Consider the following 21015-nt stretch of genomic DNA (forward strand, 5'->3'; position numbering starts at 1 on the left):
GAACCAGGCCGCCCGCCTCCCCACCCCCTCGGAGACGGGCGGCCTTCCGCACTTCCCGTACGTCCATCTGATGACCGGCCGACGCCAGGTAGCACTCAAGTCGTACGGCACAACACATACGTGGACGGATCCGCCGGAACCCTCGCCGCTCATACGTTCTTGATCGGAACGTAGCGGCACGACGGGACCGGCGAAGGGACACGCCTACATGTACGGCAAGGCATTCGCCCCGGAGTATCAGGGCGAGTTGCGCACGGCCCTCGGGGTGAACTCCTCGTACGAGGACGTGCGCGCGGCAGCGGACCGGTCCCTCCAAACTGCGGCGGGCCCCCTGGAGCGGGCGCGCGCCGCCCTGGCGCTCGCCGAGGCGAACCGGCGGCTCGGCCGCGTCCGCGAGGCGGGCGACGCGTGGCGCGGCAGCTATCGCAGCGCGCGCACCGCCGGGCACACGGGGGCGATGGCCTGGGCGCTGTGGAGCGGCGGCACGCTGGCCCGCCAGTGCGGCTCGCTGCGTCTGGCCCGGCGGCTCCTCGGGCACGCCGTCACCCTGGCCGCCGGGAGCGACGACCGGCTCGCCCACGGCTACGCGCTCGCGGGCCTGGCGGAGACGGGCCGCATCCAGGGCGACTACGCGGCGGTCGCCGCACTCCACGAGGAGCTGCTCGAACAGGGCCGGGCCCACGGCGAACCCCGGCACATGGTCTGGGCGATGTCCGGCATCGCCCAGATGCACCGCAACACCGGCGACCACGCCAAGGCCCTGGAACTCTTCGAGGAGTCGGTCAGGGTGGCCACCGAGGCGGACGACGCGCGGGGCCGCGCCTGGTCGCTGCGCGGCGTGGCCGATGTGCTGTCCGTGCGGGGCGAACCCGACCGGGCGCTGGCCCTCCTCTCCGAGGCGGAGGGCATCTGCCGGGCGATGGATCTGGCGAGCGCGCTCGCGTACAACCACAAGATGCGCGCCAACGTCCTTTACCGGGACGGGCGTTACGAGGCGGCCCGGGACACCTACGCCTCGACGCTCGCGGAGTTCCGCGCTCTGCACGAGCCGCGCGGTGTGGCGCTGTGCCGACTCGGCCTGGTGAAGTCACGCTCCCGGCTCGGCCGCGACCGGCACGCCACGTTTGCCGAACTCGACGTCCTTGAGGCCGACTTCACACGCATCGGGCTGCGGCACGCGCGGGAGATGGTGGTCGCGTTCCGTGCGGAGACAACTCGGGGTGCCGTGCGGTCCGAGCACCGTGAGGCGGCCTGACCGCCGCGCTCACTCCCCGAGCGTGATGCGGATGCCCACCGTGCCGTCGAGGCCGCGGCGCAGACGGCTGCCGAACAGCGTCATCCTGCCGAGCAGGCCGTACTTGCTCCGGATCAGGTCGCGATAGCGGGCGGTGACCTCCGGGGAGCAGATCTCCGCCGTGGCGGGCGACTGATCGCCGGTCGGGTTTCCGCGGGCGTCGCACGGCCCCACCAGGACGTCCGCGCGATTGCGGATCCGCTTCACCTTCCACGAGTCGGCGACTGTCCAGACACCGAGCGCGGACCCGTCCCTGACCACCCAGACGGGGGTGGCCACCGGGCTGCCGTTCTTCCGGAAGCTGGTGACCAGCAGGTACTTTCCGGCGCCGAGCCGCGCGAGCCGCGTGTGATCCATGACTCGAGTCTACGGCGCCCCGACGGGCGACTGCCGGGGCCTTGTCACGTCCGCCACTCCAGGTGTGGACGTTGCAACAAATTGTGAAGAAGGTGAGAGCTTTCTCAGCATCCCGGTGATCCGCGCGTCTGTGCCCGCCCGGGCCCGCCACGATGATCACGCCGCGCGCCTCCTCGTGGCATCCGGATCGGGGTGCGCAGGGCCAGGAGACTCCAGGAGCGCCGACGCCTTCGGCGCTCCTGGAGTCGGGCGGGCAGCGACGCGGGGGTCGGCGCAGACGTAGGGGCGGCACGGCCGCCGGGGTCATCGCAGCGCCGTCGCCAAGAAGGTGGAGAGCGACAGGGTGAGCCCCACGATCGCCATCAACAGCGTCCCGTACTCGCGCCAGGCCCGAGGCCGGCGCTCCCTCTCGGCCGGATGCTCACCGGGGCCCGGGCCGACGGGATCGGCGGGGATCTGCTGTCCGTGCGACTGGATCACACGGAGTCAACTCCCCGCCGGGCCACGGCGATGCGGCCGAGTTCAGCCACGCAGGACGACTCCGTGGCGGGTTCGCATCCTCCGCAGCTCCCACAGGGAGACCGCCGTGACCGACAGCGGGGCGCCCAGCAGGGAGCAGAGTTGCGCCGCGACCGGGCCTTCCGGCGTGCCCTCCACGATCAGGTTGAAGATCGCCACCGCCCAGATCAGTACGGCGGTGAGCACGCCGGGCAGCATCGGATGCACGTGGGCGGTGTTGAAGGCGCTCTTGGCGGAGTAGAGGGAGGCGAGGAAGAGGAACGGAAGACCCCAGACGATGACGGCCAGGACGACGAACGCGATCGAGGCCGCCGCCCACTTGGGGAGCGTGGTCAGGTAGTCGCTGGTGCCCGCGTACACGATCACGGCGGCGCAGACGGCCACGGACAGCACGTACCAGGCCACCGTCCTGAGCGGTGCCTTGAGCCGGGAGCGCAGCATCGGCCGCAGGTGGGGAGGGGCGTACAGGATGAAGCCCATGACGACGAGCGGACCTGTGACGATCAGCAGGACCGGCGTGATGATGAGATTGCCGAAGCCGTCGCTCGCCGCTCCGTGCCACGCTTGCTCGCCCCTGCCGTAGTAGAAGGCCAGGGCGAGCGTAGCGAGGAGGCCGAGCAGCGAGCGGAAGAGCTGGACGCGCACCACCAGAGGGTCGTTGATGCGGACGGCCACCGTCCTGCACAAAGAGCCGGTTCGCCACACGGTGTGCCGAGTGGATGATCGCGGAGATGATGTTGAGGAACGGGACGCGGCGCAGCGGGTTGCGGCGGCGGGGCGGCACCGGGGGCGGGCCGTAGGGGTACGGCCCGACCTGGGGCGGGATCGGCTGCGGAGGGTACGGCCCTTGCCCCGGCGGCGGACCGTACGGACCTGTCGGTGGTGGGTCGTAAGGGCTGCCCCAGGCCGGTCATCTGTGCAGCCTCTCCACTCCACGGACGGCGTCACATCACTCCAGGAGGTCCGCGACGAGTTCGGCGAACTCGTCCGGTGCGGCGAGGCGGATGCCCAGGTCCTCGGCCTTGGCCCGCTTGGAACCCGCGCCCTCACCGGCGACGACGAGCGAGGTGCGCTTGGAGACGCTGGAGGAGGACTTGCCGCCGGCCCGCTCGATGAGTTCGTTCATCTGGTTGCGGCTGAGCTTCTCCAGGGGGCCGGTCATGGCTCCCGTGACGACGACGGTCATACCGTCCAGCGGGCCCGCGGCGGCCGCCGGTTCGCCCGCTCCGTCCGTCTCGGCCTCCGGGGCGGGCGGGGTGGCGCCGGGTTCCGTCATGTTCACCCCCGCCGCGGCCAGCCGGTCGATGAGCGGGGCGAGTTCGGCCAGCTCGGAGACGATCACCGGGGCCTTCTCGGCGCCGATGCCCTCGACCCGCTGCATCGCCGCGGCGTCCGCGGCTCGGATGTGGTCCATCGTGGCGAAGTGGCGGGCGATACGGCGGGACATGGACCGCCCGGTGCCCCGCACGCCGAGGGCGCACAGGACCCGGGACAGCGGCTGGGCCTTGGCGGCCTCGATCGCGGCGAGGAGGTTGTCCGTGCTGGTCTCCCCCATGCGGTCGAGGGCCAGGAGCCCGTCACGGGTGAGGGCGAACAGGTCGGCGAGGTCGGCGACCAGGCCCGCCTCGACGAGCTGGACGACGCGGGTGGCGCCGAGGCCCTCGATGTCGAGCTGGTCGCGGCCCGCCGCGTAGGAGAGCGAGGCCACCAGGTGGCAGTTCCGGCCGCGTTCGCAGCGCCAGCGCTGCTCACTCGTGTCGATGCCGGAGCCGCACTGCGGGCACACGTCGGGAAACGCGATCGGCTGCTCGTCGCCGGTGCGCAGGTGGGCGACGGGCGCCTCGATGCGGGGGATGATGTCGCCCGCCTTGTAGACCATCACGTGGTCGCCGAGCCGCAGGTCGCGGCGGGTGATGTCGGCCGGGTTGTGCAGCGTGGCGTACGTGACCGTGCTGCCGTCGATGTCGACGGGTTCGAGGACGGCACGCGGGGCGATGATGCCCGTACGGCCGACGTTCCACTCGACGTCGAGGAGGCGGGTGATCTTCTCGACGGCCGGCAGCTTGAAGGCGATGGCCCAGCGCGGGGCGCGCGTGCCCGATCCGGCGGCCGCCTGATCGGCCGCGAGGTCCGCCTTGACGACGATCCCGTCGATGCCGAACGGCAGCTCGGCGCGCAGGCCCGCGATGTGCTCGACTCGCGCGAGCACCTCCTCGACGGTGTCGACGGTGAGTCCCGAAACGGCCGTCGTGGCCGGTGTGTTGACGCCGAGGGTGGCCGCGCGGTCCATCAGTTCGCCGTGGGCCAGTGAGCGCAACGCCTCGGCGTGCTCGGCCGACGTGCCGGGCAGGGGCAGCAGGCCGTACGCGAAGAAGGTCATCGGCACCGTGTAGGCGCGCTCCTTGGCCCTGAGTGTGCCCGCAGCGGCGTTCCTCGGGTTGGCGAAGGGGGCGCCGCCGTGCTCCGTACGCACCTCGTTGGCGTGCTCGAACTGGCCGATCGTCATGAGGACTTCGCCCCGCACCTCGACCGTGTGCGGCTCGGTGAGGCGGTCGGGCAGGCCCTCGATGGTGCCGATCGCGTGCGAGACGTCCTCCCCGGCCGTCCCGTCGCCCCTGGTGATCAGCCGCGTGAGGCGCCCCTCTTGGTAGCGCGCGGCGATGGCCAGGCCGTCCAGCTTGGGCTGGACGTTCCACCGGGTCACCTCGTGGCCGATCCGGCGGGCCACCGACGCGGTCCAGGTGGTGAACTGCTCACCGTCGAAGACGTTGTCCAGGCTCAGCATCGGGACCGTGTGCGGCACATCCCCCTCGACGGCGCCTCCCCCGACCTTGCCGGTCGGCGAGTGCGGCAGCACCTCGTCGGGGTGGTCCGCCTCGTACGCTGCGACGGCCCGGACGAGCCGGTCGTACGCGTCGTCGTCGAGGGCGGACGTCCCGCCCGTGTAGTAGGCGCCCGCCGCCAGGGACGCGTCCGTGACGGCCTGGGCGTAGGCAGCGGCATCGGCCAGGACGAACTCACCAGAAGTCGTTGTCATGCTGCCATCGTGCCTGGTGGCACTGACAATCGACCGGAGGCGACGACGGCGCCGGGATCAGGGGCTCCCGCTCACACCCGCAGCCGGTCCCGCGCCTGCACCCCGTCCCCGAGGCCCGCGACTCCGAACGCCTTGCCGAGGCCTTGGGCCGGCATGTCCCCGTAGATCGTCTCGTAGGAGCCCTCGGGTACGACGTAGGTCTCGTGCCAGATCCCCACGTGCCTCGCGCTCTTGCGGGAGTACCGGTTGATCCGCGCCCACCAGGGGTGATGGCGCTTGTCCGGGGCCGCGGCGTAGGCGAGCAGCTTCTCCTTCGACTCCCAGTACTGGACGACCATGTAGGTGCGCGGCGAGCCCGTGAGCAGGATGTGGTGCAGGAGGCCGAGGGAGCGGTCGCGGTTCAGCTCCCTGATCATCATGGGCATCGCGACGAACACCGGCAGCCACCGATGGACCGCCCAGAAGTGGTTGATGCGCATGCCGATGAGGAAGATCACCACCTCCCCCTGCGCGCCCGCGGTCATCCGTCCGGCATGTGTCTTCGCGCCCATGTCGTCCCCGATTCAGCTGGGTTGGAGAGAGGTGGAGAGTGCCGCTACCCATGCACCCATGCTTGGATAGTGGCACTGTCCAAGGAGGGGTGCAAGAGATGCGACTCGCGGAACTCAGCGAACTGAGCGGGGTCTCCATCCCCACCATCAAGTACTACCTGCGGGAGCAACTCCTCCCCGCCGGAAGGCGCATGACGGCCACTCAGGCCGAGTACGACGACTCCCACCTGCGACGGCTGCGTCTCGTGCGGGCGCTGATCCAGGTCGGCCGGGTGCCGGTGGCGACCGCTCGCGAGGTGCTCGCTGCGGTCGACGACGACTCGCTGGGCCGCACGATCCGCATGGGCGCGGCACTGTGGGCGCTGCCGCAGCCACCCGAGGCACCCGAGGACGACCCGGCCACGGTCGAGGCGACCTCGGCGGTCGACCGGCTCCTGGTGGAGCTCGGCTGGGACACCGCGCGCGAGATCGGCAGCCTCTCCCCCTCGTACCGCACTCTCGTCACGACGGTCGCCACCCTCAACCGCCTCGGCTACACCTGCGGAACACCCGAACTCACCCCGTACGCACGACACATGGAGCGCGTCGCCGAGCACGACATCGACCGGCTCGACACCTTCCCCGAGGAGGTGGAGAAGGTCGAGGCCGTGGTCGCGGCGGCGGTCCTGTACGAGCCGGTCCTGCTCATGCTGCGCAGGCTCGCCCAGGAGGAGCACTCGGCGCGCCGGTTCGGCCTCTGAGGGCCGTGAGAACTGCGAGGGCCGGGAGGGCCCGGAGGACTGGGAGGGCCCGGAGGACTGGGAGGACCATGACCCCGCGCGCCCGCGCGCGCCACCTCATGCCGACGGGTCGAACCCCGTAGCCATCCGGGCGTACGCGTGCAGCATGGCGATCACCTCTGTGCGTGTGCGGCGCCCCGCGATCACCTCCATCTGGAAGCCGTCCTCCATCGCCAGGAACCCGGCGGCCAGTTGACCCGCGGGCTCGGCGAGCACGAAGTGCCCCTGGGCCTCGCCGAGAACCAACGTGGCGTAGTACACGGAAATCTGACGTTCCGTCAGCGTGGCATCGAGGGCCGCCGCCCGGGGATCACGCAGACTGCGCGGCCAGTACTCGAAGAGCAGCCGGGGCAGCAGGTCGTCCGGCCCGTCGGCGACGCCGTGCTCGACGCAGGCCCGCAGCCGGTCCCGGGCGTCCGGGAACTTCTCGGCGCTCTCCTCACGCTCGCGGCTGAAGCGCTCGATCGCCCGCTGGAACGTCTCGTACATCAGCTCGTCGAGGTCGTCGAAGTAGTAGAGCACCGCGGCCGACGTGACCCCCGCCTCCTCAGCGACATCGCGCAGCCGCAGACCTTCGAGGCCCCGGCTGTGCAGGGCGCGCAGCGTGGCCTGGTGCAGTTGCGCGCGCCGCGCCTCCTGGTCCTTGCGCCGTCCCACGACCGCCTCCGTCCGACCCGGGTCCAACCCGATTCACTGATGCCGGGGTAAAGATACCGAACCCGCCCTTGACAGGCCTCATGGCCCGTTCGTTAAATCTCTGTTTAACGAAACGTCGCCGCCGACCAGAAGGCCGCCGTGAACCCTGATCCCCCTCAGACACTCGCCCCCACCACCACATCCCCACCGCCCTCCAAAGGCCTGCGGATCGGGACCGTCGGACTGCTCGCCTCCGTGGCGCTCGGCCTCTCCTCGGTCGCCCCCGCCTACAGCATCGCCGTGACCCTCGGCTTCGTGACGGTGGCCGTCGGACACCTCGCGCCCGCCGCGCTGCTCCTCGGATTCGTACCGATCCTGCTGACGGCGTTCGCCTTCCGCGAGCTCAACAAGGAGATGCCGGACTGCGGGACCACCTTCGTGTGGACGACGCGCGCCTTCGGCCCCTCGTCTGGCTGGCTCCTGGGCGGCTGGGTCACCCAGTTCGCCACGGTGACGGCCATGGCCGCGCTCTCCCAGGTGGGCGCCGGATACCTCCTCGGGCTCCTCGGCCTGGACTCACTGGCCTCCGACGAGACCGCGGTCGCCGTCACCGCGGCGCTGCTCATCGGGGCCATCACCGTCATCGCGTACCGCGGCCTCCAGCTCGCCGCGGTCGTCCAGTACGTCCTGCTCGGGCTCCAGCTCGTCGCCCTCTTCGGCTTCGGCGCCGCCGCGCTCGCCCGGCACGGGGCGCTCACGCCCTCGCTCGCGTGGTTCGACCTGTTCGGCTTCGACAGCTTCGGCGCGTTCGCCAAGGCGGTCCTGCTCTGCCTCTACATCTACTGGGGCTGGGACGCGCTGCTCACCGTCAACGAAGAGACGCGCGACAGCGAGCGCACCCCCGGCAGGGCCGCGCTCATCTCGACGCTCGTCCTGCTGGTCACGTATCTGTTCACGGCGGTCGCCGCGATCGGCTTCGCGGGGACGGGCACCTCGGGCCTGGGACTCGGCAACGCCGGCAACGCGGCCGACGTCCTGTCCGCACTCGGACCGCCCGTCCTCGGCACGGCACTCGCGAAGGGCGTCCAGCTCGCCGTGTGCGTGTCGGCGATCTCCGCGCTGCTCACCTGCGTCGTCGGCAGCTCGCGGGCCACACTGTCGATGAGCGTCCACGGCGCGCTGCCCCCGGCGTTCGCCCGTATCCACCCGCGCCACCGCACGCCGTCGTTCGGCACCGTCTTCATGGGCGCGGCGGCCGCGGTTCTCCTCGCGGCCCTGACCTGGCTCTCGTCCGCCTTCCTCGGCGACGCGATCCTCTCCATCGGCCTGCTCATCGCGCTCTACTACGGCGTCACCGGCCTGGCCTGCGCCTGGCTGTTCCGCGGGCAGCTGCGCCGGTCCTGGCGCGACGCGCTCCTCAAGGGCGTGCTGCCGCTCGCCGGCGGACTGATGATGCTCGCCGCGTTCGTCCGCAGCGCGATCGACATGACCGACCCCTCGTACGGCTCCACCTCACTGTTCGGCGTCGGCGGCGTGCTTCTGCTGGGCATCGGCTCCGTCCTGCTCGGCCTGGTCGTGATGCTGACGCTGCGCCGCCGCTTCCGCCCGTTCTTCCGCGACGGCCGCACCGCCGTCACCCGACTGACTGTCACCGAGGACTGATCCATGCGCACGCTCAGCATCGCCGCCGTACAGACCGCTCCCGTCCCCTTCGACCCCGAGGCCACGTGGGCGCTGTTCGCCGACCGGGTCCGCGCGACCCGCGCCATGCTTCCGCACGTCCAACTCGTCGTGGTTCCCGAGCTGATGCTGTCCGCGGAGGCGCCGCTGTTCGACGCCCGCGAGGACTGGATGGACAAGGCGGCCGTCACCGTCCCCGGGCCGCTCACCGACCGGATCTGCGGCCTCGCCCGCGAGACGGGCCTGTGGCTCATACCGGGCAGCGTCTACGAGCGTGCTGGCGACGGCACCGTCTACAACACCGCCCTCGCGGTCTCCCCGCAGGGCGAGATCGTCGCGCGCTACCGCAAGGTCTTCCCCTGGCAGCCCTACGAAACGACGGCGCCCGGCAGCGAGTTCGTCGTCTTCGACATGCCCGGCATCGGCAGGATCGGCCTCGCGATCTGTTACGACGGCTCGTTCCCCGAGACCGCGCGCCAGCTCGCCTGGCTGGGCGCCGAAGTGATCGTCCAGCCCACCCTCACCACCACCAGGGACCGCGACATGGAGATCGTCTGTGCCCGCGCCAACGCCTGGACGAACCAGGTGTACGTGGTGAACGTCAACGCCTCGGACCCCTCCGCCGTCGGCACCAGCGTCATCGTCGACCCCGAGGGCACTGTCCGCCAGCAGGCGGGCCCCGGCCAGGAGCTCCTGGCGGACGTCCTTGACCTGGACGCCGTCACCCGCGTCCGCGAGTTCGGCTCCTCGGGCCTCAACCGGCCCTGGGCCCAGCTGGAGAGGTACGGCTCCAGCGTCCGACTGCCGATGTACGGCGGCACGTTCCAGCCGCGACCCGAGCGCGGCTGAGCTCCTCGTCCCGGGCCCGCCGTTCAGCCACCGCGAGGAGCGGGCCCGGACCTCAGGAGTGGAAGGCGAGGTACGGAGCCAGCGCCAAAAGTGTTCCTACGAGGGTGTACTTGAGCCGGCGTGCGGGCACGGCATGGGCGATCCTCCAGCCCACGTTCGCACCGACCAGCTGGGGACGCGCGTATGGTTCGGCGATGTATCCGCCCAGGCCGAGGACGGCCGCGGCCGCCACCTTGATCCAGCGCCGCATCGTCCCCGCCCCCGTCACCACCGAAAACCGTGCGGCCCCCGTGGCCTCACACGTACCGCCGGACCCTACCCGGCCGGGCCGTTCACCCCGCGCCCGGCCCGGGCCGCCCCTCTCCCGGCTCAGGCCGTCAGCGTGCGCACAGGGCTCCCCGCGAGGAACGCCTCGATGTCCTCGACCGCGCCCTCGAAATAGCCCTCGTAGTTGCGGCGGGTGACATAGCCGAGGTGCGGCAGGCCGAGGAAGTTCGGGGCGGTGCGCAGCGGGTGGTCGGCCGGGAGCGGTTCCGTCTCGAAGACGTCGGCGCCCGCGCCCGCGATCCAGCCGTCGTGCAGGGCACGTACGAGGGCGTCCTGGTCGACGATCGCGGCACGCGAGGTGTTGACCAGGTATGCGGTCGAGCGCATGCGCCTGATGTCGTCCGCGCCGATCAGGCCGCGGGTGCGGTCGCCGAGTACGAGGTGGACGGAGACGAAGTCGCTGCTCTCCAGGAGCTCCTCCTTGGAGGGCGCGAGGGTCACACCGGCCGCCTCCGCGCGCTCTTCGGTGAGGTTCTCGCTCCACGCGGCCACCTCCATGCCGAAGGCCTGGCCGACGCGGGCGACCTTGGTGCCGATCTTCCCGAGTCCGAGGAGGCCGAGGCGGCGTCCGTACAGGTCGGCACCGAGGGTGCTCTGCCAGGGGCCGGCGTCGCGCAGGACGTTGCTCTCACGCACCACGTTCCGGGCGAGGCCGAGGATGATCGCCCACGTCAGTTCCACGGGCGGCTCGGAGTTGCTGGCGGTGCCGCACACCGTGACGCCCTGCCGGGCCGCTGCGGCCAGGTCGATGGAGGCGTTGCGCATCCCCGAGGTGATGAGGAGACGCAGCTGCGGGAGGCGGGCGAAGAGGGTGTCCGTGAAGGGGGTGCGCTCCCTCATCGCGACCACGATCTCGCAGTCGCCGGCCGCCGCGACGACCGCGTCCTCGGTCGGCAAGTGGCGTTGCAGGGAACGGACTTCCACGTCCGTCCCGACTCTGGTCCAGTCCGCCATGGACAAGGCCACGCCTTGGTAGTCGTCGAGCACGGCGCAGCGCAGTCTGGTCAACGCAACTCCCCTGAAAGATCCGGTACCGGAAACACTAATGGCTCCCCGAGGTGGCCGCGCGACGACCTCGACCGGTGATCAAATAGGGCATGGCGTCACGCGACACGAACATACTCGTCCCTGCCCTGATCACCGCCCTGCTGTCCTCGCTCGTCGCCGGGTGCTCGCCCGACGGCGGGAAGGGCGAAGGCGGCGCGGGCGACTGGAGTCCGCCACCCCGGCACGCGGGCTTCGACTACCAGATCGGTGGCGCCTATCCGCCCGCGAAGGACGTCCGCGTCGTGAGCCGCGACCGGGCGGCGCGGCCCGCCCCCGGCCTCTACAACATCTGCTACGTCAACGCCTTCCAGGCGCAGCCCGACGAACGGGACGACTGGCCCGACGACTTGCTGCTGCGCGACCCGAACGGTCGGGTCGTCGTCGACCAGGACTGGGACGAGCCGCTCCTGGACATCGGCACGGCGAAGAAGCGCGAGCGGGTGGCGGCCCGCGTCGGGCCCTGGATCGACGGCTGCGCCGACCATGACTTCGACGCGGTCGAGCCGGACAACTACGACAGCTACACCCGCTCGAAGGGCCTGCTGAGCGCGCGGGACGCGAAGGCGTTCATGTCGTTGCTGGTCAAGCGCGGGCACCGGGCCGGGCTCGCCGTCGGCCAGAAGAACACCGCCGAACTGGCCCCCGACAGTCATCAGTTGGGAGCCGACTTCGCCGTCGCCGAGGAATGCGGCGCCTACGACGAGTGCGGTGTGTACGCCAAGGCCTTCGACGACCGGGTCGTGGTGATCGAGTACACCGACGCCGGCCTGCGCAGGGCCTGCCTCGCGTTCGGAAGGCGATTGGACATCGTCCGCAGGGACCACGACGTGACGACTCCCGGCAGCAACGGTTATGTGCGGCGCACCTGTTGAGGGATGTGCGGGTACGCGTCGGGCAGGATGCGCAGGACCGGCGGCGCGGTGTCCCGCAGGGCGACCGCGGCGGCGTGTGTGCCGCGCAGCGGTCCGAGGTCGAGGGAGCGCAGGGACCAGCCGGAAGGGTGGACGGCGTCGTGGCGTGGACGGTCACCCACGTAGTCGGCGTCCAGGGCGCGGCCCAGGCCGACGCCGACGCCCTTGAGGTAGGCCTCCTTGCGGGACCACACCCGGCCGAAGGCCGCGGCGTGTGCCTCCGCCGGGAGCGCGGCGAGATCGGCGCGTTCCGCGGGGTGCAGCACCTTCACCAGGTCACCCACGGTCCCGGGGTCCGGCACCCGCTCGGCGTCCACACCCACTGGGCTTCCCGCCACGCCGATCAGGACGAGCCCCTCGCAGTGCGAGAGGGAGAAGTGCAGCGGCGGGTGGGGGCCGGGCAGGGCCGGGCGTCCGTGCGGGCCGCCGCACCGCGGACAGGGCTCGCGGGTGAACCGGACACTTCCCGGCGAGGTCCCCAGGCAGGCGCCGAGGAGCCGACGCAGGGAGATGTGTGCGGCCAGGTACAGGCCGCGGTCCGAGCTCCGCGCGAAGGCGGCTGCCCGGACCCGCTCGTCCGCGTCGAGAGCGGAGTCGTCCAGTGGGGGCTGCGGTTCTCCGCGCCCCGGGGTCCCGAGCAGCCACAGTGACGGGCGGCCGTCCCAGGGGCCCGGAGTCGCCGGAGCCGCGGGATCGGGGCCGAGGTCCGGCGCTGGCGCGACGCCCGGTGCCGGGGTCACGCGGATCCCGCCGTCGTCACGCCGGCCACCGGCCCCGACAGTCCGCCCGGGTCACTCCGCGGCGCCCGCACCGGTACGGCATTCCGGGTGACCCCAGCCCTTCGGGTTCTTGGCGATGGGCTCGCCCGCCGCGTAGGACCGGCCACAGACACAGCGGCCGGGGAACTTGGCGTTGAGCGTGCGGCCCGAGGCCGTCTTCGATCGGGCCGAGGCCGACTTGGGCTTCCTCTTCGACGGTCCGGCGACCGTGTCAGGTGACGCCGGGGGTTCCGGGGACCCGTAGTCGGTGCCCGCCGGTTCCTGGACGACGGCGGCCCGACTCGCGGCCCGGTCGGCGAAGTCGTTCAGCCGGTCGCCGTCGACCTGGTGCGCGGGGACGTACCGGAACTCGACGGCGCGCCCTTCGAGCAGCGCGTCGATGCGGGTGACGAGTTCCTGGTTGGCGACCGGCTTGCCCGCCGAGGTCTTCCAGCCGTTGCGCTTCCAGCCGGGCAGCCACGTCGTGACCGCCTTCATCGCGTACTGGGAGTCCATCCGGACCTCGAGCCGCTCGCCCGGGTCCGTGGCGGCGAGGAGGCGCTCCAGGGCGGTGAGCTCCGCGACGTTGTTCGTCGCCGTGCCCAGCGCGCCCGCCTCCCAGCGGACCGGGGTCTCCCCGCCGTCTGCGATGACCCAGGCCCAGCCGGCGGGTCCTGGATTTCCTTTCGACGCCCCGTCACACGCGGCGATTACGCGATCTGCCATGACACCGATCATGCCAGTGCCGGTGAGCGCCGAACGCCACACCCCGTCGCCCGCCCCCCCGACACGTACGCGGACGCGCCCGCACCGGCCGTCAGGCCCGCTCCACCAATCGTTCGGCCGCGGAGCGCGCGGTGGCGAGTACCGCGGACCGCTCCGCGCCGCGCTGGCCGATCACGATGCGGGTGCTCAACCCGTCGAGCAGGGCGAGGAGTTGGGAGGCCCGCTCGACGGTGTCGAGGGGTGCGAACCGCCCCTGTCTGACCCCCCTGTCCAGAAGGGTCTCCAGGTCCTCCTGCCAGCCCCGGTCCAGCTCGTCCTGGGCCTCGCGCAGCGCCTCGTCGGTGGAGGTGCGGGCCCACAGCTCGATCCACAGCGTCCAGCGCGGGTCGCGCGGGCCGTGCGGCAGGTACAGCTCGACGAACTGGTCGAGCTTGCGCTCGGCGGTGACGCGCCGGGACAGGAGCGCCCGGCGCTGGTCGGCCAGGCCGCTCTCGCTCCAGCGCAGGGCTTCGAGGAGGAGGCGGTCCTTGCTGCCGAAGTAGTACAGGATGTGGCCGCCGCTGGTGCCCAGACGCTTGCCGAGCGCCGACATCGTGAGCGATGCCAGGCCGTCCTCGGCGATCGCCGTCATCGCCTCTTCGAGCATCCGCTCCTGGGCGACCTGCCCGTCGCGCCGTCGCGCCGTAGCCGCCACAGCCGTGCCTCCCTGATCCGTGGTCCCGACGCCATGACCCTATCCGGCGATTTCCGAGTGGGGTCTTGACGTATGCGACGAGGAGGCGCATCTTGAATGCCGTTCAAGAAGTTAGAACGACATTCAAGGACGGCGGGATGACACAGCAGTACACCGCGGACCCCGGACCCGTGGAGGCCGGACCGACGGTCGCCGCCACCGGTGACGAGGTCTTCCAGGTCGAGACCCACGGCATCGACCCCATCCCCGACGAGGAGCGGCACGGCGGCGCCAAGGACCTCTTCTGGCTCTGGTTCGGCTCGAACCTCACCTTCACGTACGTGATCAACGGCGCGCTCGCCGTGTCCTTCGGGCTCTCGTTCTGGCAGGCGACCGCTGCCGTCGTCATCGGCGGCCTGGCGTTCTTCGCGATCAGCGCCGCCGGACTGAGCGGGATCCGCACCGGCACCGCGACCCTGGTGATCTCCCGGGCGCCCTTCGGCGTCCGAGGGAACTGGCCCGCCGGCCTGCTCAACTGGATCGTCTCGATCGGCTACACGATCGTGAACACGGTGGTCGGCGCGCTCGCCCTCGAAGCGTTCTGCGCGGACCTCGGCTGGCACGGCTCCACCGCCCGCGCCTTCGCCCTGGCCGTCACGATGGTCCTCACCTTCGCCGTCGCCTTGTGGGGCCACGCCACCGTGCAGTTCGCCGAACGCTGGATGGCGTACGTCCTCGCCGTCGGCTTCGCCGCGCTCCTCGTGTTCCTGATCCCGGGCGCGGACACCGGCGCGTCGACCGGCGGCGTCCCCGGCGCCTCGGGCTGGAGCCTCGCGTTCGTCGTGATGCTGGCGGGCCCGTTCTCGTACGTCCCGATGCCCGCCGACTACACCCGCTACCTGCCACGCACCACCTCGCTGCGCTCGATCACCTGGAGCGGAGCCCTCGGCGGGCTCGTCTCCTCGGTCGCGCTCGGTGTCGCCGGTGTCGCCGCCGCCACTCAGGCCGACATGTCGGACGCGGTGGCCGGTACCGAGGGACTGCTGCCGGGCTGGTTCCAGCCACTCTTCCTGGCCCTGGTGCTCGGCGGCTCGGTCACGAACTCGATCATCACGCTGTACTCGTCGAGCCTGAACCTCCAGGTCCTCGGCATCCCGTGGAGCCGCTCCAAGGCGATCCTCATCAGCGCGGGCGTCACCGTGGCCGGCTCGCTCTACGCGCTGTTCCTGACGGACTTCACCGACTCGCTGCTGTCGTTCCTGTCCCTGCTGATCATCGTGTTCGCGCCGTGGGGCGGCGTCTTCCTCGCCGACATGGTGATGCGCCGCTGCCGGTACGACGCTCCCTCCCTGCACACCGGCCGCGACGGCGCGTACTGGTACCGGGGCGGCTACCACCCGGCCGGTGTCGTCGCCCTGCTCTCCGGCATCGTCTTCGCCTCGCTGACCTGCGACTCGGAGCTCTGGACCGGCCCGCTGGTCGCCCCGCTCGGCGGCGCCGACCTGACCCTGCTCGGCTCGGTCGTCTCCGCCCTCGTGTACGGGGCGCTCGCCCGGCGGACCGTCGCCCCCGCCGCGTAGACCTTCGCCCGAACCACCCGTATCACCAGAGGAGCTACCCCTCATGTCCCACTCCCCCGCCCCCGCCGACCTCGTCCTGCGCGGCGCGCGCGTCCACACCGTCGACCCGGCGCTGCCCGAGGCCCAGGCGCTCGCCGTGCGCGACGGCAAGATCGTCTGGCTCGGGGCCGACGCGGACGCCGAGGCCTGGACGGGGCCCGGCACCGAGGTCGTCGACGCCGGCGGAAGGCTGGTCCTGCCCGGATTCATCGACGCGCACAACCACGTACGGCTCGGGTCCGACGACGCCTGCGTCCAGCTGTCCGGCGCGGACACGCTCGACGAGATCCACGACCGGATCCGCGCGTGGCGGGCGGCGCACCCCGGGGCCGCCTGGATCGAGGCGGAGGCGTTCGACTACTCGGCGATCCCCGGCGGCCGGATGCCCACCGCCGCCGACCTCGACCCGGTGACCGGCGACACCCCCGCCTTCGTCCTCAGCTACGACGTGCACACCGCGTGGCTCAACACGGCCGCGCTGCGCCGCCTCGGCATCGGCAAGGACCGTACGAGCCTGCCGTTCGGCGAGGCCGCGACCGACCCCGAGACCGGTGAACCCACCGGATTCATCAAGGACTTCGCCGTCAAGGGCCTGTCACGCGACGGGCACCGCTCGCTCCAGCAGCTCGGCGTGCCGTGGGCCTCGGCCGACCGTCAGTACGGGCGCCTCGCCAAGTCGCTCGACGACGCGATCCGCTTCGGCATCACGACCGTCGTCGAACCGCAGAACTCCATCGACGACCTCGCCCTGTTCGAGCGCGCCCGCGCCGAGGGCCGGCTCCGCTCGCGGATCGTCGCCGCGCTCTTCCATCCGCGCGGCACCACCGACGCCGACCTCGACGACTTCGCCGCCGCCGCGGACCGCCACGCCGACGACCGGCTGCGCGTCGGATCGCTGAAGCTCTACATCGACGACGTCGTCGAGCCCCGCACCGCCGCACTCCTGGAGCCGTACACGGGGTGCGGCCACCACCGCGGCGAGACGTTCTATCCGCCGGAGGAGTTCGCGGACCTCCTCGCCAAGCTCGACGCGCGCGGCTTCCAGTGCTTCGTCCACGCGACCGGCGACCGCGGCATCCGCACGGTGCTCGACGCCGTCGAGCACGCCCGTACGGTCAACGGTGAGCGGGACGCCCGCCACCAGGTCGTCCACGTCGAATGCCTCGACCCGGCCGACACCGCGCGCTTCGCCGCGCTCGGCGTGGTCGCCTGCATGCAGCCGAGGCACTGCGCCCCCGAGGTCGCCGGCCCCGGCAAGGACTGGGCCGAGAACGTCGGCACCGACCGCTGGCACAAGGCCTGGCCCATGCGCAGCCTCCACGAGTCGGGTGCGGTCCTCGCCTTCTCCAGCGACTGGAACGTGGCCGAGATGGACCCCATGGTCGGCATCTACACGGCTGTCACGCGCCGCCCGCTGGCCGGCGGCGAGCCCTGGATGCCTGGCGAGACCGTGGACGTGGAGACCGCGGTGTACGGCTACACCATGGGCTCCGCGTACGCCAACTTCCTTGAGCACGAGCGGGGTTCACTGAGCGTGGGCAAGGCCGCGGACTTCGTGGTCCTGTCCCGCGACATCCTGAGCGCCGCACCCGAGGACATACCGGGCACCGTGGCCGAAACCGTCGTCGTGGCCGGCAAGATCGAGCACCGCGCCTGAGAACCCACACACGAACCCGCACACAAAAGGGTCGATTAGGAGGGATAAAGTAGCGCGTCAACCTTCGTCCGCCCGACGCGCCTCAGGAGAACCTACGTGACCTCAGCGATCGCCCCGACCGAAGCGACCGAATCCGCAACGGACGTCACCTCCGAAGAGGCCGTCCCGGCGCAGGCCGGGCCCGCCGAGGCCGAGGCGAACATCTGGGTGCCGGGCGGGACCCCGGACGACACCCCGGAGGAGATGACGGACGAGACGTCGCAGGACACGTCGGAGGTCTCCGAGCCGATCGCCGAGGACGCGCGCGCCTTCGGCGTCTACGCCCGGACCGGCGGCTGGGCGTTCGCCCTCATGGTGGCGCGCAGTGTCCGTCCCGGCGGGCAGCCCGTGGGTGAGACGCCCAAGATCTCGGCTCGCCGGTTCAGCGAGCTGGCGGGCTGCTCGGCCGAGCGCGTCATGCGCTACTACAAGGCCTGGGACAAGGCCGCCGACGACGGACTCGTGCCGCACTTCGAGGCGCTCACCCCGGGCCAGGACGTCGAACTCCCGGACTCCGACGTCTGGTTGTCGTACTACGCGTCGCGCTCCATCGCCGTGTCACCGCGCGGCCACGCGATCTCGGCGGCCGCCGAGGCCGAGGGCATCCGCCCGACCAAGGCCCTGGAGGTCGCCGAGAACCCGACCGCGCTGCGCGCCGCGATCCTCGCCGACCCCGGCACCGCCGAGGCGGCCAGGAAGGCCCTGATGGACCGCCTGGAGGAGGACCCCGCCCTGCGCACCGAGCTGGTCAGGGACATCGTCCGGGCGGACGACCTGAAGAAGGCCGTCGCCGCCGAGGCGAAGACCGGCGACCGGGTCGAGTACGTACGTCAGATCGCGGAGAACGGCCAGATCAAGACACCGGCCGGCCAGAAGATCGAAGCGCCGCGCGAACTGCGCGAGGAGGCCGAGCGCCATCTCTCCCTGATCGACGAGCTGGACGACGGCGAGGAGGCCGGCGAGTGGGCGCGTGAGGCGTACGACAGCGTCCGCGAACTCGTCACCAAGACCGTCGAGAGCGACCCCGACCTCCGGGTGAAGGAGCGCAGGGCGAAGTTCTACAACAGCCTGCAGAAGGCGACGAAGGTCTTCGAGGAGCTCACCCTCGACGACGCCGAGGACGACGTCTACGAGGACGACATGCTCAAGCGCCTCGAAGACCTCCAGCAGGCCATCGCCTCCTGCATCTCGGCGATCCAGGCAAAGGTCCAGTAGTACGTAGGCATGCCGCGGGGCGCCCACCGAGGCGCCCCGGAACGGCGAACGCGATCCCCCACAGACGATCAGCCGCGTGCGGGACGTGGACCGAAGACGGGGAGCCCCACCGAGCGGACAGCCGCGTACGAATCGGAAGGGGACGTGGGGGCGTGTGCGCGCAGCCACCAGCACCACGTACAGGCAATTGGCTAGCCGACGTGCACCCGTCGAACAGCGAGCACGTACATGCCCGCGCGTCCCCGCACCCAAAGTCAAACTTGAGCAGCGCCCCCGAGCCGGCACCTGAGAACGCACATCGCAGAACCACCACCCCGGGCCCGCACCGGAAAACGCATTGCCGCCCCCCGCCCGCATGAACTAGGGTCACGCCCCGTGACTGCCGGGTCGGCCATGGGCCATCAACGAGTAGGGCACCCGGCCTCCGAGTGAGGCCGGGGCGGGCGCGAGGCCCGCCGATCTTCTTTTGCTTCCGCGATCCAGATTTCCCGTATGTCCCGGAGACGAAAGAAGAGAATGCCCAACGATTTCAATCAGCACGTCATCGACGAGTTCCGAGCCCATCGTGGCCGGCTCTCAGGCCCCTTCGAAGGTGGCCGGATCCTCCTCCTCACCACCACGGGAGCCCGCTCGGGCGCCGCACACACCACACCCGTCGGTTTCCTCCCCGACGGCGGCGAGCGCGTCCTGGTGATCGCCTCGGCCGGCGGAGCACCCAGCAACCCGGACTGGTTCCACAATCTCGTGGCCATCCCCCGCGTCACCGTCGAGGACGGCGTCTTCACCTACGCGGCGGAGGCCGAGATCCTGGCGGGCGCGGAGCGCGACGCCGCGTTCGCCCGGGCCGTAGAGCGCGATCCGGGCTGGGCCGAGTACCAGGCGAAGACGTCCCGCGTCATCCCCGTGGTCGCCCTGCGTGCGATCGAGAGCGGCCCGCCGAACGTGACAGGCGCGACGTCCTGGGGCGACGGCCTCAAGGCCGTCCACGACGGGATCCGTCGTGAACTGGGCCTGATCCGCAAGGAGATCGCGGAGTCGGGCCCCGGCCTCGGTGCGCAGCTCCGCATCAACTGCCTCACGCTCTGCAAGGGACTGCACAACCATCACGCCGGAGAGGACGCCGCCCTGTTCCCGTTCATCGGTTCGCGCCACCCCGAGCTCGGCGCGGTCCTGGAGCTGATGCGCGAGGAGCACGAGCGGATCGCCGCACTCCTCGCACGACTGCAGGGGACGGTCTCCGCCGACGGCGCTGACCCCGGCCTGGTGCTCCCCGAGGTGGAGCGGCTCACGGACGAACTGGAGAGGCACCTGCTCCACGAGGAGGAGCAGCTCATCCCGCTCCTGGACGCGGCAGCGATGTAGGGCGTCCTGCCCCAAGTCCCGTCACGTCAAGTCCCCCTGCCGGGAGCCCGATCACGACAGGGCATCCTGCCGCAACCCGGTGACGGCAACGCCTCCCGTCGCAAACCGGGTCACGACAAGACAAGGCCCCTGCCCGAAGACCGGTCAGGCGACCTCGGTGACCCTCGCCGTGAAGGCGTCCAGGTTGCTCATGGCGCGGGCGATCCGCTCGTCGAGCGAGAGTGACTCCTCGTAACGGCCCGCCCTCAGTTTGGGCTGCCGCTTGCCGCGCAGATAGAGCGAGCAGGCGAGGTCGGCGCAGAGGTAGATGCCGACGGTGTTGCCCTCCCGCCCGCGCGCTCCGGCCAGGGGCGCCGCGAGGAGGGCGACACCGGAGGAGGCGTGCCCGGTCAGGCACACCTGGCAGATACTGGACTTCACGGCGCTGGTCCGGCCCACCGAGGGGACCCGTAGGGTGATGCCGAGGGGCCCGTCGGGGCCGGGACGCACGAGGTGGGCTCGCAGGGGCGCTCCCGGGTCGATCCAGCCGAGGAAGTCCAGGTCCTCCCAGGGGAGCTCGGCGAAGTCGAGGGGGAGCTTCATCCGGGCGGCCTCACCCTTCGTGCAGTTCACGAAGGACGCCCGGATCTGTTTTTCGTTCAGTGGTTCCACGTGCGGCGACGATACCCACCACCGCTCGCACAAGCATCCGCATTCCCCGGTGGACGCAGACGCCACCCGTGCGGTCCACGGGGCGCGAACAAGCCGCGCCACGCCCGAGGACACCCCATCGGCTCCGGCCGTATGGCACATGTCCCGTCCGCCTCGCCGGTCCGACCACACGCCCCGACCAGACAGAACACACCCTTGACCGGACCGGAACAACAGGGTTCGGCCAGATGCCCCTGATGGGCGGACTGGCCGATCTTCGCGTGGACGACTGGATGCCCGAGGCATCTAATGAAGATCACCAAGGAAGACTCACCGCCTGCGAGGTCAC

Annotated in this window: 21 protein-coding genes; 9 read left to right on the forward strand and 12 right to left on the reverse strand. The window is 71.3% G+C overall.

Annotated features, from left to right (window positions below; genetic code table 11):
- The first annotated feature begins 208 nt into the window (after positions 1-208).
- Positions 209-1255 carry a tetratricopeptide repeat protein gene (locus OG456_RS43300; protein ID WP_266570582.1) on the forward strand — a complete coding sequence of 349 codons (1047 nt, stop codon included), beginning with the start codon at positions 209-211 and terminating at the stop codon, positions 1253-1255.
- Between the two features lie 9 nt (positions 1256-1264).
- Here the strand turns inward: OG456_RS43300 and OG456_RS43305 are convergent, their stop codons facing one another.
- The 5 genes from OG456_RS43305 to OG456_RS43325 all read right to left on the reverse strand — a co-directional run bounded on the left by OG456_RS43305 (position 1265) and on the right by OG456_RS43325 (position 5758).
- Entirely contained in the window at positions 1265-1651 is a 387-nt protein-coding gene (locus tag OG456_RS43305; RefSeq protein WP_266570583.1) for a PPOX class F420-dependent oxidoreductase, read from the reverse strand.
- A gap of 303 nt (positions 1652-1954) precedes the next feature.
- On the reverse strand, positions 1955-2131 hold the full coding sequence (locus OG456_RS43310; protein WP_266570584.1) for a hypothetical protein: 177 nt from the start codon (positions 2129-2131) through the stop codon (positions 1955-1957).
- Between the two features lie 42 nt (positions 2132-2173).
- Positions 2174-2845: a hypothetical protein gene (locus OG456_RS43315; protein ID WP_266570585.1), complete on the reverse strand. Its 672-nt coding sequence runs from the start codon at positions 2843-2845 to the stop codon at positions 2174-2176.
- Between the two features lie 274 nt (positions 2846-3119).
- Entirely contained in the window at positions 3120-5207 is a 2088-nt protein-coding gene (gene ligA, locus OG456_RS43320) for an NAD-dependent DNA ligase LigA (RefSeq protein WP_266570586.1), read from the reverse strand.
- 71 nt (positions 5208-5278) lie between these two features.
- Complete coding sequence (locus OG456_RS43325; protein ID WP_266570587.1) at positions 5279-5758, reverse strand: DUF4188 domain-containing protein; 480 nt, start codon at positions 5756-5758, stop codon at positions 5279-5281.
- 98 nt (positions 5759-5856) lie between these two features.
- Between OG456_RS43325 and OG456_RS43330 the strand changes: the two genes are divergently transcribed.
- Positions 5857-6498, forward strand: a complete 642-nt coding sequence (locus OG456_RS43330; protein ID WP_266570588.1) for a MerR family transcriptional regulator — start codon at positions 5857-5859, stop codon at positions 6496-6498.
- Positions 6499-6594: 96 nt separating this feature from the next.
- Here OG456_RS43330 and OG456_RS43335 read toward each other — a convergent pair whose 3' ends face one another.
- Positions 6595-7194 carry a TetR/AcrR family transcriptional regulator gene (locus OG456_RS43335; protein ID WP_266570589.1) on the reverse strand — a complete coding sequence of 200 codons (600 nt, stop codon included), beginning with the start codon at positions 7192-7194 and terminating at the stop codon, positions 6595-6597.
- A 138-nt stretch (positions 7195-7332) separates the two neighbouring features.
- On the opposite strand from OG456_RS43335, the gene OG456_RS43340 reads away from it, so the two are divergent.
- Positions 7333-8835: an APC family permease gene (locus OG456_RS43340; protein WP_266570590.1), complete on the forward strand. Its 1503-nt coding sequence runs from the start codon at positions 7333-7335 to the stop codon at positions 8833-8835.
- A gap of 3 nt (positions 8836-8838) precedes the next feature.
- The gene (locus tag OG456_RS43345) at positions 8839-9702 is read left to right on the forward strand and encodes a carbon-nitrogen hydrolase family protein (RefSeq protein WP_266570591.1); all 864 of its coding nucleotides are present in this window, start codon (positions 8839-8841) and stop codon (positions 9700-9702) included.
- A gap of 52 nt (positions 9703-9754) precedes the next feature.
- Here the strand turns inward: OG456_RS43345 and OG456_RS43350 are convergent, their stop codons facing one another.
- Positions 9755-9970, reverse strand: coding sequence for a hypothetical protein (locus OG456_RS43350; protein WP_266570592.1), 216 nt, complete (start codon positions 9968-9970; stop codon positions 9755-9757).
- 101 nt (positions 9971-10071) lie between these two features.
- Positions 10072-10983, reverse strand: a complete 912-nt coding sequence (locus tag OG456_RS43355) for a D-2-hydroxyacid dehydrogenase family protein (RefSeq protein WP_266570788.1) — start codon at positions 10981-10983, stop codon at positions 10072-10074.
- 143 nt (positions 10984-11126) lie between these two features.
- Here OG456_RS43355 and OG456_RS43360 point away from each other — a divergent pair, with 143 nt between their 5' ends.
- Complete coding sequence (locus tag OG456_RS43360) at positions 11127-11948, forward strand: endo alpha-1,4 polygalactosaminidase (RefSeq protein WP_266570593.1); 822 nt, start codon at positions 11127-11129, stop codon at positions 11946-11948.
- Here OG456_RS43360 and OG456_RS43365 read toward each other — a convergent pair.
- The 3 genes from OG456_RS43365 to OG456_RS43375 form a co-directional block, all read right to left on the reverse strand.
- Entirely contained in the window at positions 11927-12727 is an 801-nt protein-coding gene (locus OG456_RS43365; protein WP_266570594.1) for a 4'-phosphopantetheinyl transferase superfamily protein, read from the reverse strand. The genes OG456_RS43360 and OG456_RS43365 overlap by 22 nt on opposite strands.
- Positions 12728-12778: 51 nt before the next feature.
- Positions 12779-13483: a ribonuclease H gene (locus tag OG456_RS43370; protein WP_266570595.1), complete on the reverse strand. Its 705-nt coding sequence runs from the start codon at positions 13481-13483 to the stop codon at positions 12779-12781.
- A 79-nt stretch (positions 13484-13562) separates the two neighbouring features.
- On the reverse strand, positions 13563-14165 hold the full coding sequence (locus OG456_RS43375) for a TetR/AcrR family transcriptional regulator (RefSeq protein WP_266570596.1): 603 nt from the start codon (positions 14163-14165) through the stop codon (positions 13563-13565).
- 137 nt (positions 14166-14302) lie between these two features.
- On the opposite strand from OG456_RS43375, the gene OG456_RS43380 reads away from it, so the two are divergent.
- The 4 genes from OG456_RS43380 to OG456_RS43395 all read left to right on the forward strand — a co-directional run bounded on the left by OG456_RS43380 (position 14303) and on the right by OG456_RS43395 (position 20036).
- Positions 14303-15724, forward strand: a complete 1422-nt coding sequence (locus OG456_RS43380) for a cytosine permease (protein ID WP_266570597.1) — start codon at positions 14303-14305, stop codon at positions 15722-15724.
- Positions 15725-15767: 43 nt separating this feature from the next.
- Positions 15768-17420: an amidohydrolase gene (locus OG456_RS43385; RefSeq protein WP_266570598.1), complete on the forward strand. Its 1653-nt coding sequence runs from the start codon at positions 15768-15770 to the stop codon at positions 17418-17420.
- Positions 17421-17663: 243 nt separating this feature from the next.
- Positions 17664-18674: a hypothetical protein gene (locus OG456_RS43390; protein ID WP_266570789.1), complete on the forward strand. Its 1011-nt coding sequence runs from the start codon at positions 17664-17666 to the stop codon at positions 18672-18674.
- 516 nt (positions 18675-19190) lie between these two features.
- Complete coding sequence (locus tag OG456_RS43395) at positions 19191-20036, forward strand: nitroreductase/quinone reductase family protein (protein WP_266570599.1); 846 nt, start codon at positions 19191-19193, stop codon at positions 20034-20036.
- A 144-nt stretch (positions 20037-20180) separates the two neighbouring features.
- Here the strand turns inward: OG456_RS43395 and OG456_RS43400 are convergent, their stop codons facing one another.
- On the reverse strand, positions 20181-20687 hold the full coding sequence (locus OG456_RS43400; RefSeq protein ID WP_227299195.1) for an FBP domain-containing protein: 507 nt from the start codon (positions 20685-20687) through the stop codon (positions 20181-20183).
- Positions 20688-21015 lie beyond the last annotated feature (328 nt).

It is taken from the genome of Streptomyces sp. NBC_01446 (genome assembly GCF_026340095.1).
Classification (GTDB): Bacteria; Actinomycetota; Actinomycetes; order Streptomycetales; family Streptomycetaceae; genus Streptomyces; species Streptomyces aureus.

Coding starts and splice junctions, on each gene's coding strand:
- OG456_RS43300 (WP_266570582.1), top strand. CDS start 209: ATGTACGGCAAGGCATTCGCCCCGGAGTATCAGGGCGAGTTGCGCACG.
- OG456_RS43305 (WP_266570583.1), bottom strand. CDS start 1,651: ATGGATCACACGCGGCTCGCGCGGCTCGGCGCCGGAAAGTACCTGCTG.
- ligA (WP_266570586.1), bottom strand. CDS start 5,207: ATGACAACGACTTCTGGTGAGTTCGTCCTGGCCGATGCCGCTGCCTAC.
- OG456_RS43325 (WP_266570587.1), bottom strand. CDS start 5,758: ATGGGCGCGAAGACACATGCCGGACGGATGACCGCGGGCGCGCAGGGG.
- OG456_RS43330 (WP_266570588.1), top strand. CDS start 5,857: ATGCGACTCGCGGAACTCAGCGAACTGAGCGGGGTCTCCATCCCCACC.
- OG456_RS43345 (WP_266570591.1), top strand. CDS start 8,839: ATGCGCACGCTCAGCATCGCCGCCGTACAGACCGCTCCCGTCCCCTTC.
- OG456_RS43355 (WP_266570788.1), bottom strand. CDS start 10,983: ATGGCGGACTGGACCAGAGTCGGGACGGACGTGGAAGTCCGTTCCCTG.
- OG456_RS43360 (WP_266570593.1), top strand. CDS start 11,127: ATGGCGTCACGCGACACGAACATACTCGTCCCTGCCCTGATCACCGCC.
- OG456_RS43370 (WP_266570595.1), bottom strand. CDS start 13,483: ATGATCGGTGTCATGGCAGATCGCGTAATCGCCGCGTGTGACGGGGCG.
- OG456_RS43380 (WP_266570597.1), top strand. CDS start 14,303: ATGACACAGCAGTACACCGCGGACCCCGGACCCGTGGAGGCCGGACCG.
- OG456_RS43385 (WP_266570598.1), top strand. CDS start 15,768: ATGTCCCACTCCCCCGCCCCCGCCGACCTCGTCCTGCGCGGCGCGCGC.
- OG456_RS43390 (WP_266570789.1), top strand. CDS start 17,664: ATGACGGACGAGACGTCGCAGGACACGTCGGAGGTCTCCGAGCCGATC.
- OG456_RS43395 (WP_266570599.1), top strand. CDS start 19,191: ATGCCCAACGATTTCAATCAGCACGTCATCGACGAGTTCCGAGCCCAT.